The sequence below is a fragment of the Streptomyces clavifer genome (assembly GCF_036345975.1).
Lineage (GTDB): Bacteria > Actinomycetota > Actinomycetes > Streptomycetales > Streptomycetaceae > Streptomyces > Streptomyces clavifer.
This window is the reverse complement of sequence record NZ_CP107793.1, coordinates 6,662,211-6,680,201: the sequence shown is the minus strand read 5'-3', so window position 1 is coordinate 6,680,201 and position 17,991 is coordinate 6,662,211. Positions and strand designations below refer to the sequence as shown.

15 protein-coding genes and 1 pseudogene are annotated in these 17,991 nt (G+C 71.2%); 4 read left to right on the top strand and 12 right to left on the bottom strand.

What is annotated here, in order from left to right:
* Positions 1-104: 104 nt before the first annotated feature.
* The 4 genes and pseudogenes from OG927_RS29045 to OG927_RS29030 all read right to left on the bottom strand — a co-directional run bounded on the left by OG927_RS29045 (position 105) and on the right by OG927_RS29030 (position 3,136).
* Positions 105-1,844, bottom strand: coding sequence for a BCCT family transporter (locus OG927_RS29045; RefSeq protein ID WP_124280486.1), 1,740 nt, complete (start codon positions 1,842-1,844; stop codon positions 105-107).
* Between the two features lie 74 nt (positions 1,845-1,918).
* A pseudogene (locus tag OG927_RS29040) lies at positions 1,919-2,068 on the bottom strand (carboxypeptidase); the annotation flags it as partial.
* 46 nt (positions 2,069-2,114) lie between these two features.
* Positions 2,115-2,987: an oxygenase MpaB family protein gene (locus OG927_RS29035; RefSeq protein WP_330321039.1), complete on the bottom strand. Its 873-nt coding sequence runs from the start codon at positions 2,985-2,987 to the stop codon at positions 2,115-2,117.
* A complete protein-coding gene (locus OG927_RS29030; RefSeq protein WP_274922807.1) occupies positions 2,984-3,136 on the bottom strand; it encodes a hypothetical protein in 153 nt (50 codons plus the stop codon). Before OG927_RS29030 ends, OG927_RS29035 begins: the two co-directional genes overlap by 4 nt.
* A gap of 413 nt (positions 3,137-3,549) precedes the next feature.
* Here OG927_RS29030 and OG927_RS29025 point away from each other — a divergent pair, with 413 nt between their 5' ends.
* Both OG927_RS29025 and OG927_RS29020 read left to right on the top strand, forming a co-directional pair.
* Positions 3,550-4,428 carry an oxygenase MpaB family protein gene (locus OG927_RS29025; protein WP_056792448.1) on the top strand — a complete coding sequence of 293 codons (879 nt, stop codon included), beginning with the start codon at positions 3,550-3,552 and terminating at the stop codon, positions 4,426-4,428.
* Positions 4,425-5,864 (top strand): aldehyde dehydrogenase family protein, encoded by a 1,440-nt coding sequence (locus tag OG927_RS29020; RefSeq protein ID WP_209469271.1) that lies wholly within the window; start codon positions 4,425-4,427, stop codon positions 5,862-5,864. Before OG927_RS29025 ends, OG927_RS29020 begins: the two co-directional genes overlap by 4 nt.
* A gap of 6 nt (positions 5,865-5,870) precedes the next feature.
* Here OG927_RS29020 and OG927_RS29015 read toward each other — a convergent pair whose 3' ends face one another.
* The gene (locus OG927_RS29015; protein ID WP_056792446.1) at positions 5,871-6,503 is read right to left on the bottom strand and encodes a TetR/AcrR family transcriptional regulator; all 633 of its coding nucleotides are present in this window, start codon (positions 6,501-6,503) and stop codon (positions 5,871-5,873) included.
* A 99-nt stretch (positions 6,504-6,602) separates the two neighbouring features.
* Here OG927_RS29015 and OG927_RS29010 point away from each other — a divergent pair, with 99 nt between their 5' ends.
* Positions 6,603-7,766, top strand: coding sequence for an acyl-CoA dehydrogenase family protein (locus OG927_RS29010; protein ID WP_124280489.1), 1,164 nt, complete (start codon positions 6,603-6,605; stop codon positions 7,764-7,766).
* Between the two features lie 6 nt (positions 7,767-7,772).
* On the opposite strand, the gene OG927_RS29005 is transcribed toward OG927_RS29010, so the two are convergent.
* Entirely contained in the window at positions 7,773-8,249 is a 477-nt protein-coding gene (locus tag OG927_RS29005; RefSeq protein ID WP_124280490.1) for a macro domain-containing protein, read from the bottom strand.
* Positions 8,250-8,342: 93 nt separating this feature from the next.
* The gene (locus tag OG927_RS29000; protein WP_330321038.1) at positions 8,343-10,175 is read right to left on the bottom strand and encodes an AMP-dependent synthetase/ligase; all 1,833 of its coding nucleotides are present in this window, start codon (positions 10,173-10,175) and stop codon (positions 8,343-8,345) included.
* Between the two features lie 167 nt (positions 10,176-10,342).
* On the opposite strand from OG927_RS29000, the gene OG927_RS28995 reads away from it, so the two are divergent.
* Positions 10,343-11,074, top strand: coding sequence for a MerR family transcriptional regulator (locus tag OG927_RS28995; RefSeq protein WP_124280492.1), 732 nt, complete (start codon positions 10,343-10,345; stop codon positions 11,072-11,074).
* 25 nt (positions 11,075-11,099) lie between these two features.
* Here the strand turns inward: OG927_RS28995 and OG927_RS28990 are convergent, their stop codons facing one another.
* From OG927_RS28990 to OG927_RS28970, 5 genes are read right to left on the bottom strand one after another with little or no spacing between them, the layout of a single operon-like run.
* Positions 11,100-13,271: a 3-hydroxyacyl-CoA dehydrogenase NAD-binding domain-containing protein gene (locus OG927_RS28990; protein WP_056792441.1), complete on the bottom strand. Its 2,172-nt coding sequence runs from the start codon at positions 13,269-13,271 to the stop codon at positions 11,100-11,102.
* A gap of 39 nt (positions 13,272-13,310) precedes the next feature.
* Entirely contained in the window at positions 13,311-14,525 is a 1,215-nt protein-coding gene (locus OG927_RS28985; protein ID WP_330321037.1) for an acetyl-CoA C-acetyltransferase, read from the bottom strand.
* 47 nt (positions 14,526-14,572) lie between these two features.
* Complete coding sequence (locus OG927_RS28980) at positions 14,573-15,715, bottom strand: acyl-CoA dehydrogenase family protein (RefSeq protein WP_124280495.1); 1,143 nt, start codon at positions 15,713-15,715, stop codon at positions 14,573-14,575.
* The gene (locus tag OG927_RS28975) at positions 15,716-16,750 is read right to left on the bottom strand and encodes an LLM class F420-dependent oxidoreductase (protein WP_124280496.1); all 1,035 of its coding nucleotides are present in this window, start codon (positions 16,748-16,750) and stop codon (positions 15,716-15,718) included.
* Positions 16,750-17,901 (bottom strand): CaiB/BaiF CoA transferase family protein, encoded by a 1,152-nt coding sequence (locus OG927_RS28970; protein WP_330321036.1) that lies wholly within the window; start codon positions 17,899-17,901, stop codon positions 16,750-16,752. The genes OG927_RS28975 and OG927_RS28970 overlap by 1 nt, the downstream gene beginning before the upstream one ends.
* Between the last annotated feature and the right edge of the window lie 90 nt (positions 17,902-17,991).

The following is a 17,991-nucleotide window of genomic DNA, read 5'->3' as shown; positions in this document are numbered from 1 at the left end:
TGCCCGCCCCGCCGGACGGCGGCTGCGACCGGCACGCTCCCCCGTGGTGCCGGTCGTCGGGGCGACGGCTGCGGCCCGGCCGGTGGACCGGGCCGCATCGGGGGTCAGCCGGGTGGTTCGTTCTTGTGCCGCTGGTCACGGGTGATCTCCGCGGTACCCGGGCCGATCCGGATCTCGAAGTCCCCGTCGTACTTGGCGTGGCCCTCGATGACAGCGGACTCGACCGCCTCCACACCGAACTCCCTGCGGACGATCATCGGGTCCTCCCGCAGGTCCCGCATCAGAGAGACGCACATCCCGATCATCACGAGGGTGAACGGCGCGGCGACCAGGATCGTCAGGTTCTGCAGCCCCGCCAGCGCGTCGCCCTTGCCGTCACCGATGAGCAGCATGACCGCCGCCACGGCGCCCGTGACGACACCCCAGAAGACGACGACCCACTTGGCGGGTTCGAGCACCCCCTTCTGGGAGAGCGTGCCCATCACGATCGAGGCGGCGTCGGCGCCGGAGACGAAGAAGATGCCCACCAGGATCATGACCAGGATGCTCATCACCGTGGCGATGGGGAACTCCTGGAGCACGCCGAAGAGCTGGGCCTCCGGGGTGTCGCCGACGCCGGTGAGCCGGCCGGCCTCCTCGAGGTTGATCGCCGAGCCGCCCATCACGGCGAACCAGATCAGGCTGACGGTGCTGGGCACCAGGATCACGCCACCCACGAACTGCCGGATCGTCCGGCCCCGGCTGATCCTGGCGATGAACATGCCGACGAAGGGCGTCCAGGAGATCCACCAGGCCCAGTAGAAGACCGTCCAGCTGCCCAGCCAGTCGGCCACCTCGCCCTCGCCGGTCGCCTCGGTGCGTCCGGCGAGCTGGGCGAGGTCACCGAAGTACGCGGCGATCGAGGTGGGCAGCAGGTCGAGCACGATGATGGTGGGGCCTGCGATGAAGACGAAGACCACCAGGATCAGCGCGAGCACCATGTTGATGTTCGACAGCCACTGGATGCCCTTCTCCACGCCGGACACGGCGGAGGCGACGAAGGCGACGGTGAGGACGGCGATGATCGCCACGAGGAGGCCGGTGCCGGTCTTCTCCATCCAGTTGAGTTCCTGGAAGCCGCTGCCGATCTGGAGGGCTCCGAGCCCCAGGGAGGCCGCGGAACCGAAGAGGGTCGCGAAGATGGCGAGGATGTCGATGATCCGGCCGGCGGTCCCCCGGGCGTGCCGGGTACCGATGAGCGGCTCGAAGACCGCGCTGATCGTCTGCCGCCTGCGCCGCCGGTAGGTGCTGTACGCGATGGCGAGCCCGACGACCGCGTAGATCGCCCAGGGGTGCAGCGTCCAGTGGAAGAGGGTGGTCGCCATCGCGGTCTGCAGCGCCTCGGCCGCGTCCGCGGGCCGGGTTCCGGGGGGCGGGTCGACGAAGTGGGCCAGCGGCTCGCTCACTCCGTAGAACATCAGGCCGATTCCCATGCCGGCGCTGAACATCATCGCGACCCACGAGACCGTCCTGAATTCGGGCTCCTCCCCCTCCTGGCCGAGGGAGATCGTCCCGTAGCGGCTGATCGCGAGCCAGAGGGCGAAGACGACGAACGCGGAGGCGGCCAGCATGAAGGCCCATCCACCGTTGTGGATCAGACCGTTGAGCAACCGGGTGGAGACGCTCTCCAGCGAGTCGGTGGCCGTGGAGCCCCAGACCACGAAGGCGACGGTGAGGCCCGCCGTGACACCGAAGACCACCCGGTCGGTCGTGGGGTGCCGTCCATGGTGCGGATCCGCGGGCAGATCGGCCGTGACCGGCAGGTACTCACCCCGCCTGCCCGTTCCCTGCTCGTCGTTTGACACAAATGGCACCTTTCACGCAGTGCGAGAATTCGCTCTCCGTAGGCAGTACCACACACGGCGCACATCTCCCGGGATCAACAAGCTGGATCGGCTTGTCCGTCTGTGATCCGATATGTCGCCCTCTCGTCCAGCAGGAGAGGGATCAGGCGGCGGGGCGGCTGATCCAGGGGGATGTACGCTCCGTCACCGTCGCGGCGGTGGGTGAAACCGTGCAGGGCGAGTTCCACATCCTGAGGCCCGGGCGCTCCGTCCGCCCGGCCCTCCGGCGCGTCACCGGAGCCCCCGCGCCTTCAGCTCCGCGTGCCGGGCGGCACGCGCGGACCGGGCGAGCGGCAGATAGCGCAGCCGCTCGGGGAGCGCCGGCACCACCAGCCGGATCACGGTGCACAACCGCCGGAGCCGCCGCTCCTGGTCCGGGCTCCACGCGAGCCCGAGCGCGTCGCGGGCGTCGGGCGGCATCAGCCCGACGGTGATGAAGCTGCGGAACCGGGCGAGTGGCGGAAGCAGGAGCGGCCACACCGCCGCGACGAGCGGTCGCAGGACCGGCGGGCCCAGGTCGGGCGGGGGTACGGGGCGGTCCGCGGCGACCAGTTCCCGGACGACGACCGTCGCCTCCACCTCTTCGGCCAGCATCTTCCGGTAGTACGGCCAGAACTCCTCGACGGTCTGCGGCATGTCCCGGTCGTGGATGCCGAGCACCCGCCCCACCTGGAGCCATTCCCGGTACAGCGCCCGTTCCTGTGCGTCGGTGAGGCGGCGGACCAGATAGCGCGAGGCATGCTGGTACACGGGAAAGCCGGTGGCGTGCACCCAGGCGTAGTTCGCGGGGGCGAGCGCGTGGTAGCGGCGGCCGCGGGTGTCGGTGCCCTGGATGGTGCGGTGCAGCTGCCGGAGCCTGCGCCCCTCCTCGACGGCCGCCTCTCCCCCGTATATCCAGAGCTGGAGCGAGCGCAGGGAGCGTTCGCCGCGTCCCCAGGGGTCGGTGCGGAAGACCGAGTGCTCGTCGACTCCTGCTCCGACCGCGGGGTGGGCGACCTGGAGGGTGAGGGCCGCGGGAAGCATCAGCAGGCCCCGGACGTCGCCGGCGAGACTCCACAGCACGCCGCCCGGTGGGGGCGGAGCGGGGTCTCCTGCGCTGGTCATGCGGGGGCTCCCAGGGGTCGGCGGGCGCTCGGGCCGGTGCCCGGGCCGTGTGTGTTCCAGTATGCGATCGCGAGCGCGCCGGCGAGCCGCAGGGGCAGCGGGGAGCGTTCCTGGCGTGAGGGTGGCTCGGCGCCCTGGTGCATGTCCATGCGGGGTCCCTTGTTCGCATCTGTGTCAGCAGTGTTGACGCGCCTCATGAAACAAGTCAATAGTATTTGTAACTTTGACTCGCAGGGCGAGAAGGGTGCCGCCGAATGACCGATGCAGTGAGCGAGTCGGTGCCTGGGAGTCGTACGCGTCGGACGCGGTCAGCAGTGCTGTGCGTCCCGTCGGCGATCGCGGCGGACCCGGTGGCCACCGCACCGGCACAGGGGGTGACGGCGCGTCGTACGCGGGCCCGAAGGACTCCACGGTGCCGGCCGACGCGTGCGCACTCCGGTACTCGGCGACCGCGCCGAGCCGGCGCGGCAGCCGGTCCTCGCCGCCGCGGGCGACGTCCGCTCACCGGTCCCACCGCGGGCCCCGCACCCGGACCGCTTCCATCAAGAGGAGGTTGCCCACCATGGGCCGCTACAGCCGACTGCGCGAGATCCGCCGGATGGATCCCGCCCGCGACTGCACCGAGATACTCCGGCTGGTGTCGCAGTACGAATTCCCCTGGGACTACCGCCAGGGGATCAGTGTCGCGTTCCTGCGCGACTACGGCGTCCCGAGGATCTCCTTACTGCTCGACCGCACCCAGGAGTTCGAGCGCAACGGCCAGAAGCGCTACGACGACACCGTCCTGTTCGGCTACGAGATGGCGGCCGACGGCTTCGACTCCGAGCGGGCCCGCGCGGCCGCCCGGCACCTCAACCGCATTCACGGCAAGTACCGCATCCCGAACGAGGACTACCTCTACGTGCTGGCCACGACCGTCGTCGGGCCCAAACGCTGGATCGACCGCTTCGGGTGGCGGCCCCTGTGCGCGACGGAGACCGCGGCGCTGGCGGAGGTGGGGCGCCGGATGGCGGTCCTGATGGGCATCGAGGACGCTCCCGACACCTACGAGGGGTTCGAGGAGCTGCTCGACTCCTACGAGGACCGGATGTTCGCGTACGACCCCGCGAACCGGCGGGTCGCCAACGCCACCTTCCGGATCATGGCCGCCTGGTACCCGGCCCCGCTGCGCCCCCTGGTGGCCAGGATCTCGCTCGCCCTGCTGGACGAACCGCTGCTCCGCGCGCTCGGCTTCCCCTCCCAGCCCCGGTGGGTACGGGCAACGGCCACGAGGATGGTGCGTGCCCGGTCCCACGGGGTACGGATGCTGCCCGCCCGACCGCGCTGGCTGCCCTCCCGGCCCAGACCGCGCAGCTACCCCTTCGGATACCGGCTCGACGACCTCGGCCCGCACTGGGCGCAGAGCCGCCCGCTGGAACCCCTCCCCCTGGAGAAGTCATGACGAGTCCGGCGGACCCTCCCGTCCACGGCGTCGAGGATGTTCGCACCGCGGTGGAACAGGCAAGAAGCGCGGGCCGGAGCTGGGCCGCGCTCGGACACCGGGGGCGGCGCACGGCCCTGCTGGGCTGGAAGCACGCGGTGGCCCGGCGCACCGACGAGTTCGCCGGGCTGATCGCCTCCGAGACCGGCAAGCCACTGCACGACGCCCGCGCCGAGGTGCTGCTGACGCTGGTCCACCTGGACTGGGCGGCACGCAACGCCCGCAGGGTGCTGGGCCGGCGCCGGGTGTCTTCCGGTCTGCTGTCGGTCCATCAGCGGGCGCTGCTCTCCTACCGGCCGCTCGGGGTGGTCGGGGTGATCGGACCGTGGAACTACCCGCTCTACACGCCGATGGGTTCGATCGGCTACGCCCTCGCCGCCGGCAACGCCGTGGTCTTCAAGCCGTCCGAGCTCACCCCCGGGGTGGGGATCCTGCTCGCCCGGAGCTTCGGGGAGGCGGTCCCGGACCACGCCGGCCTGCTGCGGACGATCACCGGTCCCGCGTCCACCGGCGCCGCCCTGGCCGGCGCCGACGGCCCGACCGGTCTGGACAAGGTCGCCTTCACCGGATCGCCCGGCACCGCCCGTAGGGTCGCGGCCGCATGCGCGGCCACGCTCACGCCGCTGCTCGCCGAGTGCGGGGGCAAGGACGCGGTGCTGGTCGCGGCGGACGCGGACCTGGACGCGGCGGCCGACGCGATCGTGTGGGGGGCGATGGGGAACGCCGGACAGACCTGCGCGGGTGTGGAGCGGGTGTACGCGGTGGCGTCCGTGCACGAGGAACTGTGCGCGCGCGTCGTGAGCAGGGCGCGGGTGCTGGCTCCCGGCGAGGCGTACGGCCCGCTCACCCTGCCCTCCCAGCTCGACGTGGTGCGGCGTCATGTGAAGCAGGCCCTGCAGGACGGAGGCCGGGCCGTGCTCGGCGGCCCCGATGCGCCCCGGACGCGAACGGTGGCACCGGTGGTGCTGACCGGCGTGCCCGAGGACTCCCCGGCCGTGACGGAGGAGACCTTCGGCCCGGTCGTCGTGGTGAACGCCGTGCGGGACATGGCCGAGGCCGTGGAGCGGGCCAACGCGTCGGCGTACTCGCTGGGCGCCGCCGTGTTCACCCGCTCCCGGGCCGCCGGGCTCGCGGTGGCCGGGCGCCTCGACTCCGGTGCGGTGTCGGTGAATTCGGTACTCGGCTTCGCCGCGGTCCCCTCGCTCCCGTTCGGCGGGGCGGGCGAGTCGGGGTACGGACGGATCCATGGCGAGGAGGGGCTGCGGGCCTTCGCGGCGCCGCACTCGGTCACCGTGCGGCGGTTCGCACCGGCGGTGGACCTGACGTCGTTCGCGACGCCCAGGACCGCGGCCGCGCGGGCGGTCGAGCTCGGCAGGAGGCTGCACGCCCGGTTCTGAGCGCGGTCACCCCGTGCTGATCAGGGGCACCAGGTAGCGGCGGGCGAAGGCACGTACCTGTTCGTCGTCGTCGAGCTCGAAGCAGCTCACCGGGTTGAGGAGGAACGAGACGGTGATCCGCACCATGAGCTCGGCGACCGGTGTCGGATCCGTCTCGGGTCGCCCTTCCGCGCGCTGGGCGTGGCGCAGCCGGTCGGCCAGGTACTCGCGCATCGCGAGGAGGGCCGGGCCGCTCTCCAGCGTGAGGAAGGGGAGCATGATCTCCGGCTCCAGCTTCAGCAGACCGCCCACCAGGGGGTGTTCGCGGATGTGCTGGAGGACGGCGACGAAGCCCTCGACGAGCCGGTCCTCCATGGTGGGCAGGGCGGCGACGGCGTCGTCGACGTCCATGACGAAACGGCGGTACTCGCGCAGCAGACAGGCCGAGACCAGGCTGTCCTTGTTGCCGATCCTCCGGTACACCGTCACCCGCGAGACCTTGGCCCGCTTGGCCACGTCGTCGACGGTCGAGCGGCGCAGCCCGAAGGTCATGAACTGCTCGCGTGCCGCGTCGAGGATCTGCTCGCTCAGCGCGTCCGACGGGGGCGGCTGGGCCATCGCGGTGGCCAGCAGTGCCTCGCTCGTGCTCGGTTCCGACATGAGCCCTCCCCGTTCCGCCGTGTCCACTCAACCATGACGACCACGGAACACAGATACCCGGTACGTCACTTTGTAACTTTACCCTTCCAGGAGGCCCCCGTGTCCGTCACCCCCGCGCTCCCCCGCTCACTCTCCACCGAACAGCGCGCGTTCGTCGCGGCCCTGCGCGAGTTCGCCCGGCGCGAGTGCGGGACGCGCGAACAGCGCGACGCGCTGGCCGCCGAGTCGGGCGGACCGCACGCACCGTCGCTCTACGCCCGGCTGGCCGGCCTCGGCTGGCTCGGTGTGTGCCTCCCGGAGGCCTATGGGGGTGCGGGCGGTGGAATGACCGATGCCTGCCTCTTCCTCCGGGAGACCTCGCTGGGGCTCGTACCGGCCGGCGGATTCATCACCTCGGTGATCACGGCCAAGGCGTACGAGCGGTTCGGCAGCGAGGAGCAGCGCAAGGCGGCGTGCGGGGGCGTGGTGGCCGGGCAGGTCCTCTCCATCGCGATGTCGGAGCCGGGGGCCGGGTCCGACGTGGCGGCGCTGCGCTGCCGGGCCGACCGGACCCCCGAGGGCGGCTGGCTGGTCAACGGCCACAAGACCTGGATCTCCAACGCCCATCTGGCCGAGCACATCCTGCTGGTGGCCCGCACGGACAGCGGCGGGGCGAAGCAGGAGGGGCTGACCATGTTCCACGTCCCCGCCCGCACGCCCGGGATAGAGATCCGGCCCATCGAGACGATGGGCGGACGCGAGGTCAACGACGTCTACTTCACCGATGTCCGGCTGCCCGCGGACGCGGTGGTCGGCACGGTCGACCGGGCCTGGAGCCAGCTGATGGCGGGGTTGAACGCGGAACGCCTCTTCCTCGCGGCGAACATGCTGGGACTGGCGGAGCGGGTGTTCGAGGACACCGTCGCGTATGTGCGGGGGCGTGAGCAGTTCGGCCGCCCGGTCGGCTCCTTCCAGGCGCTGCGACACCGGCTGGCCGACCTGGCGACCGAGATCGAGTGCGCGCGGCTGCTGGTCTTCGACCTGGCGGCGGCCTGCGACGCCGAGCCGGAGCGGCTGTTCCCGCGCGAGGCGTCCATGGCGAAGCTCAAGGCGACCGAGACGGCGAAGCTCGCGGCGCTGGAGGGCATGCAGATGATGGGTGGTTACGGCTACGCGACCGAGTACGACATGGAGCGCCACCTCAGGGCGGCGGTCGTGTCGACGGTGTACGGGGGGACCAGTGAGATCCAGCGGGACATCATCGGCAGGAACTACGGGCTGTGACGCCGGCTATCCGTGGTCGTACACCGTCACGGCGATGCCGCGATCCGCCAGCCGGGCGGCAACGAGGGGTTCGATCCGGGACCAGGTGCCACCGGCCAGTCCACAGCCGATCCGCGGCATGTGGACCGACGCCCCCAGCTCGGCGGCCCGCGCGGCGACCTTCTCCAGCCCTGCGTCGATCGCCTCGTAGCGCACCGGCACACCCTTGCTGCCGGTGCGTATCCCCCGCTGCCCGACCAGATTCGCCACCCACGTGTACGGGCCGGTCCGGACGAACTGCACGGCGCCCAGGCCGAAGTCGTTGCCCGCGCGCTCCCGGTGCCAGCGACGGTACGCGGCCTCCGGCTCGGGCCCGCGGCGGGAGAGGGCCAGGACGAAACCCTTCCCCCAGCCGCCCAGGTCGTTGCAGCAGTGCACGATCAGCTTGACGCCCTTGCCCAGGGGCGTGGTGGCGTCGCCCTGTACATAGGTGATCTCCGACATGACCTCACCGTACGGGCCGCCACTGACATTGATACGCGTAGCGGGTTCCGGTGATGGCGGCTCTGCCGCCGGCCGACGGTCCGCCCGGAACGCTCAGCTGCCGCCCTCCTCGTACAGGGCCTCGAGCACCTCCGCGTACCGGGCGTGGACCACCCGCCGGCGGAGCTTCAGCGACGGGGTCAGCTCGCCGGTCTCCGGCCCCCATTCCTGCGCCAGCAACCGGTGGCGCTTGACCTGTTCGGTGCGGTTCAGCCGGGCGTTGGCCGCTCCGACGGCGCGCTCGACCTCCTCGCGCACGGCGGGGTGGTCCGGCAGTGCGTCCGGGGTGACGTCGATGCCGCGCGCCGCCGCCCAGGCGGGAGCGGTCTCCGGATCGAGGACGAGCAGGGCCACCAGATAGGAGTGCCCGTCCCCGTGCACGAGGGCCTGGCCGATGAGCGGGTGCTCCTTGAGCGTGTTCTCGACGAGTGCCGGGGAGACGTTCTTCCCGGTCGAGGTGATGATCATTTCCTTCTTGCGGTCGGTGAGCCAGAGATAGCCGTCGTCGTCGATCCGGCCGATGTCCCCGGTCGGGAACCAGCCGTCCGCGTCCAGGGCCCCTTCCACACTTCCGTCGGCCCGCAGGTAGCCGGGGAACACGGTGGCGCCCCGGACCAGGATCTCGCCGTCGTCCGCGATCCGGAGCTCCAGCCCCTCCAGCGGCCGTCCCACCGATCCGAGCCGGAAGGCCGACGGGCTGTTCGTGGTGAACACCCCGACCGTCTCGGTGAGCCCCCAGGCGTCCATGACGACGATCCCGAAGCCCGCCCAGAAGCGGACGACGTCGAGCGGCATGGGAGCCGAGGCGCTGGCCGTCCAGACCAGCCGGTCGAAGCCGGCGAGCGAGAGGATCGGGTCCAGGACCTCCGCCTTGGCGCTCCGGTAGGCGGCCTCCAGCACGGCGGGCGGCTCCTCACCGCGTTCCCGGTGCGCCACGTGCTCGCGCGCCGTCCCGGCCGCGGCTTCGATCACGGCCTGACGGTCCTCCGGCAGTGCGGCCAGGGCGTTCCGGAGGGTCGAGGCGAGCTTCTCCCACACCCTGGGGACGCCGAAGAACTGGGCGGGGCGCAGGGCGCCCGCGGTGGCCGCCACGGCAGCCGTGTCCGCGCAGAGGTGGACGTGCGAGGCCCGGAAGACCGGCAGGTAGATGCCCAGCATCCGCTCCGCGATGTGGGCGAACGGGAGGTAGCAGATGTGCTCGACGTGATCGGGGAGCTCCACCACCCGGTCCAGGGCGAGCGCGTTGGCCACGACGCTGCGGTGCGTGATCGGAACGGCCTTCGGATCGCCGGTGGTGCCCGAGGTGTAGACGACCGTCAGGAGGTCGTCCGCCCGGGACTTCCGCCAGGCCCCGTCGAAAGCCTCGGGGCTCGACATGCGCGCACCCGCGGTGTGCAGGGAGGCGTACGTGCGGTGGGGTCCGGCCTCGGCCGGCTCCACCACGACCAGGGCCTCCAGCGCCACGGTGGTGTCGGCCAGCAGGGGCTCCCAGCGGGTCCGTTCCCGCGTGCCCTCGACGATCGCGAACCGGGCGCGGCTGTGCCGGGCGATGTGCGCGATCTGTCCGGGTGCCGCGGTTCCGTACACCGAGACGGGCACGGCTCCGAGGTGCGTGAGGGCGAGGTCGCTGAGCCAGTGCTCCGGCCTGTTGCCCATCATCATGAGGACCTGCTCGCCGCGCTCCACGCCGAGGGCTTCGTACCCGGCGGCGAGCACGGCGGTCTCGTGACGCACCTCCTGCCAGGTGAGGGTCGTCCATCCGCCGCCGTCCCCGTTGTCCCGCCAGGACAGGGCGGGCAGGCTGCCGTGGTCCTCGGCATTGCGTAACAGCAGCGCGGGCAGGGTGAGTTGCCCTGGTTCGCTGGGAAGTCGCAGGATCGTGGTCACGGCCGCCTCCTGACGCCATCGGCCGGGCCGTGCGGCCCGGACCGGGGGGTGGGACTGTGCTTCGATGGTGCCGGACACTTTCACAACAGTGGTGAGACAGCAATACTGTTGCACTTGATCGGTGCACGGGCACAGCAGGACCGAGCAGTCGGCGACAAGGAGCAGTCATGGCCACCGGAACCGAGGAACCGACGCTCACGGTCGACGAACTGGCGGCACGCGCGGGAGTCACCGTGCGCACCGTGCGCTTCTACAGCACCAGGGGGCTGCTGCCGCCCCCGGTGATCGGGCCGCGCCGCGTCGGACACTACGGCCCGGCCCATCTCTCGCGCCTCGCCCTGATCGAGGAGCTCCAGCACCAGGGCATGACCCTCGCGGCGATCGAGCGCTATCTGGAACAGCTGCCGCCGGACCTGAGCGCGCACGACCTGGCGATCCACCGGGCCCTGGTGGCGTCCTGGGCGCCGGACTCCGCGGAGGACATGACACGGGCGGAACTGGAGCGGCGGGCGGGCCGGTCCCTCACCGGCCCGGACGTGGACCGGCTGGCGGCCATGGGCGTACTGGAGCGCCCCGGCGCCGACGACGACACCTGCCGGGTCGACGTCGGGCTGCTGCGGCTCGGGGTGGAGCTGCTGGACGTACCGATCGCCCACGAGACGATCCTGGCGGCGCGCACGGTCCTGCTGGAGCACACCCGGTCGGCCGCCCACGAGCTGACGCGGCTGTTCCGGGACGAGGTGTGGAACCCGTACCGGGAGCGGGAGTCCGACCCGGAGCACGTGAAGGCGATGAAGTCGCTGTCCGCCCACATGCAGCCGATGGTGCTCCAGGCCCTGCTGACCGCCTTCCAGCGGTCGTTGAAGGAGGAGCTGCGGGCCGCGTTCACCAAGGAGTGAACACGGCCCGCGGCGGCGTGCCGGGTCAGTCGTGGAAGGTCTCGCCCTTCTCCGCCTTCTCCAGGAGCAGCGCGGACGGCAGGAAGCGGTCGCCGTAGCGCTCGGCGAGCTGCCGGGCGCGCGCCACGAAGCCGGGCAGGCCGCCCTCGTAGCCGTTGATGTACTGGAGCACGCCGCCGGTCCAGGCCGGGAAGCCGATGCCCATGATGGAGCCGATGTTGGCGTCGGCGACGGTCATCAGGACGTTCTCCTCCAGGCAGCGGACGCTGTCCAGCGCCTCGGAGAAGAGCATCCGCTCCTTCATGTCCTCGAAGGGCACGTCGGTGCCCGGCTTTGTGAAGTGCTCACGCAGCCCGGGCCACAGCGCACCCCGCTTGCCGTCCTCGCCGTAGTCGTAGAAGCCGGCTCCCCCGCTGCGTCCGGGACGCTCGAACTCGTCGACCATCCGGTCGATGACCTCGTCGGAGGGGTGCGGGGCCCAGGTGCCGCCCGCCTCCTCGACGGCCCGCCGGGTCTCGTTGCGGATCTTGCGCGGCAGGGTGAGCGTCAGCTCGTCCATCAGCGAGAGGACCTTGGCCGGGTATCCGGCCTGCGCCGCCGCCTGCTCGACCGACGCGGGCTCGACGCCCTCGCCGACCATCGCGACGCCCTCGTTGATGAAGTGGCCGATGACGCGCGAGGTGAAGAAGCCGCGGGAGTCGTTGACGACGATCGGGGTCTTCTTGATCCGGCGCACCAGGTCGAAGGCGCGGGCCAGTGCCTCGTCGCCCGTCTTCTCCCCCTTGATGATCTCGACGAGCGGCATCTTGTCGACGGGTGAGAAGAAGTGCAGCCCGATGAAGTCGACGGGGCGCGTGACCCCTTCGGCGAGTGCCGTGATGGGCAGCGTCGAGGTGTTGGAGCAGAGCAGCGCGTCCGGGTCGACGATGTCCTGGATCTCCTGGAACACCTTGTGCTTGAGCGCGGTGTCCTCGAAGACGGCCTCGATCACGGCGTCGCAGCCGGCGAGGTCGGCGGGGTCACCCGTCGGGGTGATGCGCGCCAGCAGTTCGTCGCGCTGCGCCTCGGTCGTGCGACCGCGGGAGAGCGCCTTGGCGAGCAGCTTCTCGCTGTAGGCCTTGCCCCTGGCCGCGGCCTCGGTGGAGACGTCCTTGAGGACGACGTCGATGCCGGCGCGGGCGCAGGAGTACGCGATGCCCGCGCCCATCATCCCGGCGCCGAGGACGGCGACCTTGCGGACCTGGCGCTGCTCGACGCCCTTGGGGCGGCTGGCACCGGAGTTGACGGCCTGGAGGTCGAAGAAGAACGCCTGGATCATGTTCTTCGAGACCTGGCCGGTGACCAGCTCGGTGAAGTAGCGGGCCTCGATGGTCTGCGCGGTCTCGAAGTCGACCTGCGCCCCTTCGACGGCGGCGGCCAGGATGTTGCGGGGCGCGGGCATGGGAGCACCCGCGAGCTGCTTCCTCAGGTTGGCCGGGAAGGCGGGCAGGTTGGCCGCGAACTTCGGGTTGGCCGGGGTGCCGCCGGGGATCCGGTAGCCCTTGACGTCCCAGGGCTGCTGCGACTCGGGGTGGGCGTCGATGAAGGCGCGGGCCTTCCCGAGCATCTCCTCGGGGGTGGTGGCGACCTCGTGGACCAGGCCGTTCTCCAGGGCGCGCCGCGGGGTGTACTGGGTCCCCTGGAGGAGGACCTTGAGCAGCGCGTCGGCGATGCCCATCAGGCGTACGGTGCGGGTGACGCCGCCGCCCGCGGGCAGCAGGCCGAGGGTGACCTCGGGCAGGCCGATCCGGGAGCCGGGCGCGTCCAGGGCGATGCGGTGGTGGGCGGCGAGGGCGATCTCGTAACCGCCGCCGAGCGCGGCGCCGTTGATCGCGGCGACGACCGGCTTGCCGAGGGTCTCGATGCGGCGCAGCGACCGCTTGATCGCGGTGCCGGCGTCGAACGCGGCCTGCGCGTTCTCGGGGCCGATCCTGATCATGTCCTTGAGGTCGCCGCCCGCGAAGAAGGTCTTCTTGGCGGAGGCGTAGATGATGCCCCGGATGGAGTCCTTCTCGGCCTCGGCCCGGTCGGCGACGGCCTCGATGGAGTCCCGGAAGGCCTGGTTCATCGTGTTGGCGGACTGGTCGGGGTCGTCGAGTACGAGGGTGACGACGCCGGTCTCGTCCTGTTCCCAGCGGATGGTCGTGCTCTCGGTCATGGTTCTTCTTCTCCGTAGGCAGGAAGGGCCGGGGGACGGTCAGAGACGCTCGATGACGGTGGCGACGCCCATGCCGCCACCCACGCAGAGGGTGACGAGGCCGTAGCGCTTGTCACGGCGCTCCAGTTCGTCGACGAGCGTGCCGAGGATCATCGCGCCGGTCGCGCCGAGGGGGTGGCCCAGCGCGATGGCGCCACCGTTGACGTTGACCTTGTCGAGGGAGAGGCCCGTGTCCTTGACGAAGCGCAGGACGACACCGGCGAACGCCTCGTTGATCTCGACGAGGTCGATGTCGTCGATGGTGAGCCCGGCCTTGGCCAGCGCCTTGCGGGTGGCCGGTGCGGGTCCGGTCAGCATGATGGTGGGCTCGGAGCCGGAGACGGCCGCGGAGACGATCCGGGCGCGCGGGGTGAGTCCGTAGCGCTCGCCGACCTGCTTCGAGCCGATGGCGACGAGGGCGGCGCCGTCCACGATGCCGGAGGAGTTGCCCGCGTGGTGGACGTGGTCGATCTTCTCGACCCAGTGGTACTTCTGCAGCGCGACGGCGTCGAAGCCGCCCATCTCGCCGATCGCGGCGAAGGACGGCTTGAGGGAGGCGAGGGAGTCGGCGGTGGTGCCGGGCCGCATGTGCTCGTCGTGGTCGAGGACGAGCAGGCCGTTGCGGTCCCTGACGGGTACGACGGAACGGGCGAAGCGCTCGTCCTTCCAGGCCGCGGCGGCACGCTCCTGCGACAGTGCGGCGTACTCGTCGACGTCGCGGCGGGAGAAGCCCTCGATGGTGGCGATGAGGTCGGCTCCGATGCCCTGCGGGGCGAAGCCGGTCTCGAAGCTGGTCATCGGGTCCATCGCCCAGGCTCCGCCGTCGGAGCCCATCGGCACCCGGGACATCGACTCGACGCCGCCGGCCAGGACGAGGTCCTCCCAGCCCGAGCGGACCTTCGCGGCGGCGAGGTTGACCGCTTCCAGGCCCGAGGCGCAGAAGCGGTTCTCCTGTACGCCCGCGACGGAGTCCGGGAGCCCGGCCGCGATGGCGGCGATCCGGGCGATGTCGGAACCCTGGTCGCCGAGCGGGCTGACCACGCCGAGGACGATGTCGTCGATGGCCGCGGGGTCGAGGTCCGGGAAGCGGGCCTGGATCTCGTGGATGAGGCCGACGACGAGGTCGATCGGCTTGGTGCCGTGCAGGGCGCCATTGGCCTTGCCGCGACCGCGCGGGGTGCGGATCGCGTCGTAGACGAACGCTTCGGTACTCAAGTCAGCAGCCTTTCGGGGGTGGTTGCGCAATAGGGGGGTGGCGGAGGTCAGCCGAGCAGTGAGCGGCCGATGATCTCCTTCATGATCTCGGTCGTACCGCCGTAGATGGTCTGGATGCGGCCGTCGGTGAACGCCTTCGCAACCCGGTACTCCGTCATGTAGCCGTATCCGCCGTGCAGTTGGAGACAGCGGTCGGCGACGCGCTTCTGCAGTTCGGTGGCCCACCACTTGGCCATCGAGGCGTGCACGGCGTCGAGCGTCCCCTCCGAGTGGTCGACGATGCACCGGTCGAGGAAGGCCCGGGTGACGGCGCATTCGGTGGCCATCTCGGCGATCTCGAACCTGATGTGCTGGAGCTTGGAGAGCGGGCGCCCGAAGGCTTCGCGCTCCTTGACGTACGTGGTGGTGATCTCCAGGAGGTACTCGGCGGCGGCGATTCCGGCGACCGCTATGCCCATCCGTTCCTGGGCCAGGTTGGTCATGAGGTGGATGAAGGCGCCGTCGAGCTCGCCGAGGAGGTTGTCCTTGGGGACGCGTACGTCGTTGAAGAACAGCTCGGCGGTGTCCTGGGACTTCTGGCCGATCTTGTCGAGGTTGCGGCCGCGCTCGAACCCTTCCGCTCCGCGTTCGACGACGAGCAGCGAGAGGCCCTTCGCGCCGCCCTGCGGTGAGGTCTTGGCGACGACGATCACCAGGTCGGCGAGGATGCCGTTGGAGATGAAGGTCTTGGAGCCGTTGAGCAGCCAGTGGTCGCCCTTGTCCTCGGCGGTGGTGCGGATGCCCTGGAGGTCGGAGCCCGCACCGGGTTCGGTCATCGCGATGGCGGTGATGAGCTCGCCGGAGCAGAAGCCGGGCAGCCAGCGCCGCTTCTGCTCCTCGGTGCCGAGCCCGGTGAGGTAGGGGCCGATGATGTCGTTGTGGAGGCCGAGCGCCAGCCCCGCGACCCCGGCCCGGGTGAACTCCTCGGCGAGGACGGCGCTGTAGCGGAAGTCGGCGTTGCCGCCACCGCCGTGCTCCTCGGGTACGGCGAGGCCGAGCAGCCCCTGCCGGCCGGCCGCGAGCCATGCCTCGCGCGAGACGATGCCGTCCTTCTCCCACTGCTCGTAGTGCGGGAGGACCTCCTTCGAAAGGAAGGTGCGGACGGTCCCACGGAACGCTTCGTGTTCCTCGGTGAAGATCTGCCGCTGCACTCAGGCCCCCTGGAGCATGGTCTTGACGGTGGAGATCAGGCGGGCCGGCTCGGGGCCGACGGGCGTGACGTTGAGCATGGTGACGCCTGCCTCGCGGAAGGCGGCGATGCGGTCGCGTACGTACCCCTCGGGCCCGCAGAGCGACATGAGTTCGCAGAACTCGTCCGGGACGGCGGCCTCGGCCTCCTTCTTCTTCCCCGAGAGGTAGAGCTCCTGGATCGTGGCTGCTTCCCGCTCGTACCCGTAGGCCACGGCGAGGTCGTTGTAGAAGTTCTTGCCGGGCGCGCCCATGCCGCCGACGTACAGCGCGATCTGCGGGCGGGCGAGGTCCCTGAGGGCCGCGGCGTCGTCACCGATGGCGAGCAGGCCTCCCGCGACGGTCTGCAGCGGGCCGAGCGCCGGGTCGCGCTTCGCCGTGCCCTCGGCCAGGGCGGCGCCCCAGACCTGCGGGGCCTTCTCCGGGATGTAGAGGGTGGGCAGCCAGCCGTCGGCGATCTCTGCGGTCAGCGCCACGTTGGCGGGGCCGAGCGAGGCGATGTACAGGGGGATGGTGTCGCGCACCGGCCGGGTGAGGATCTTCAGCGGCTTGCCGAGCCGGCCGCCCTTCTCCTTCGGCAGCGGCATGTCGGTGATGCCGTGGTGGTCGATGACCTCGCGGCGCCAGATCCGGCGGCACAGCTCAACGGTCTCGCGGGTCCGGCCGAGCGGCTTGTCGTACGGCTTGCCGTGCCAGCCCTCCACGACCTGCGGGCCGGAGGCGCCGAGGCCGAGCAGGGCCCGGCCGCCGGAGATCGCGTCGAGCCCCGCACCGGTCTGGGCGATGAGGGCGGGGGTGCGGGAGTAGACGTTGAGGATCGCCGCGCCGATCCTCATGCGTGCGGTGCGTGCGGCCAGGTAGCCCATGAGGGTGGGCGAGTCGAAGCCGTAGGCCTCGGCGACCCAGACGGCGTCGAGTCCGGCGGACTCGAGCGCGGCGACCTCGTCGCAGGCCGCGCGTGGGTCACCCGCGTAGTTCAGCGGCAGGGAGAGTTCCATCAGCCGGTGGTTTCCTTCCCGGTGGTCGACAGGCCCGGTACGCCCCAGTCCTTTGCGACGTCCTCCGTGTCGGCCCCGGGCAGTGCGGGACCGCTGCGCACGGAGGCGGGCGTCGCTGAGAACCGGGGCGCTGGTGCGGGCTGGATGAGGCCGCCGTGCTCCACATAGGTGGAGCGGGCGGCGAGGTGCGGGTGCCGGGGCGCCTCGCGGAGCGAGAGGACGGGGGCCACGCAGGCGTCCGTCCCTTCGAAGACCTCGGTCCACTCGGTGCGCGTACGGGTCCGGAAGCGGTCGGCGACGACGGTGCGCAGCTCCTCCCAGCGGCCGGGGTCGTTGCGGTCGGGGGCCTCGTCCGCGATGCCGAGCAGGGTGACGAACTGCTCGTAAAAGCGCTGTTCGAGCGGGCCGACCGCCATGTGCAGCCCGTCGGCCGTCTCATAGGTGCCGTAGAAGGGGCAGCCGCCGTCGAGGAGGTTCGAGCCGCGCCGGTCCTGCCAGCTGCCGGCCGCCAGCATCCCGTGGATCATCGTGGCGAGGTGGGCGGCGCCGTCGACGATGGCGGCGTCCACGACCTGGCCGGCACCGCCGGGCGTACGGGCGTGCTGGAGCGCGGCGAGCACGCCGATGACGAGGTAGAGCGAGCCGCCCGCGTAGTCGCCGACCAGGTTGGCGGGGACCGTGGGCGGCTCGCCGGGGGCGCCGATCATGGACAGGGTGCCGGTGAGCGCGATGTAGGCGATGTCGTGTCCGGCCCGTTCGGCCAGTGGACCGTCCTGGCCCCAGCCGGTCATCCGCCCGTAGACGAGCTGCGGATTGCGCTCCAGGCAGGCGGCCGGTCCCACGCCGAGGCGCTCGGCGACACCCGGCCGGTAGCCCTCGATCAGCACGTCGGCGCGCTCGACGAGGTCCAGCACCGTGTCCGCCCTGCCCTCGGCCTTGAGGTCGACGAGGACCGAGCGCTTGTTGCGGTTCGTGAGGTCGTACGCGGGGTCGATGCCGAGCCCCGCCCCGCCGGGCCGGTCCACGCGCACCACGTCCGCGCCGAGATCGGCCAGGAGCATCGCGGCGAACGGCCCGGGCCCGATTCCCGCCAGTTCGACGACGCGCACGCCGGCCAGCGGGCCCCGCGGGCCGTGTCCTGTCGTTGCCATCAAGCCCCCAGAGGTATGACACAACTGATGTAACATCGATGATGCTAAGAACAGTCGGCGCTCGGCACAACCCTTTTGGCCGAGCAAGCG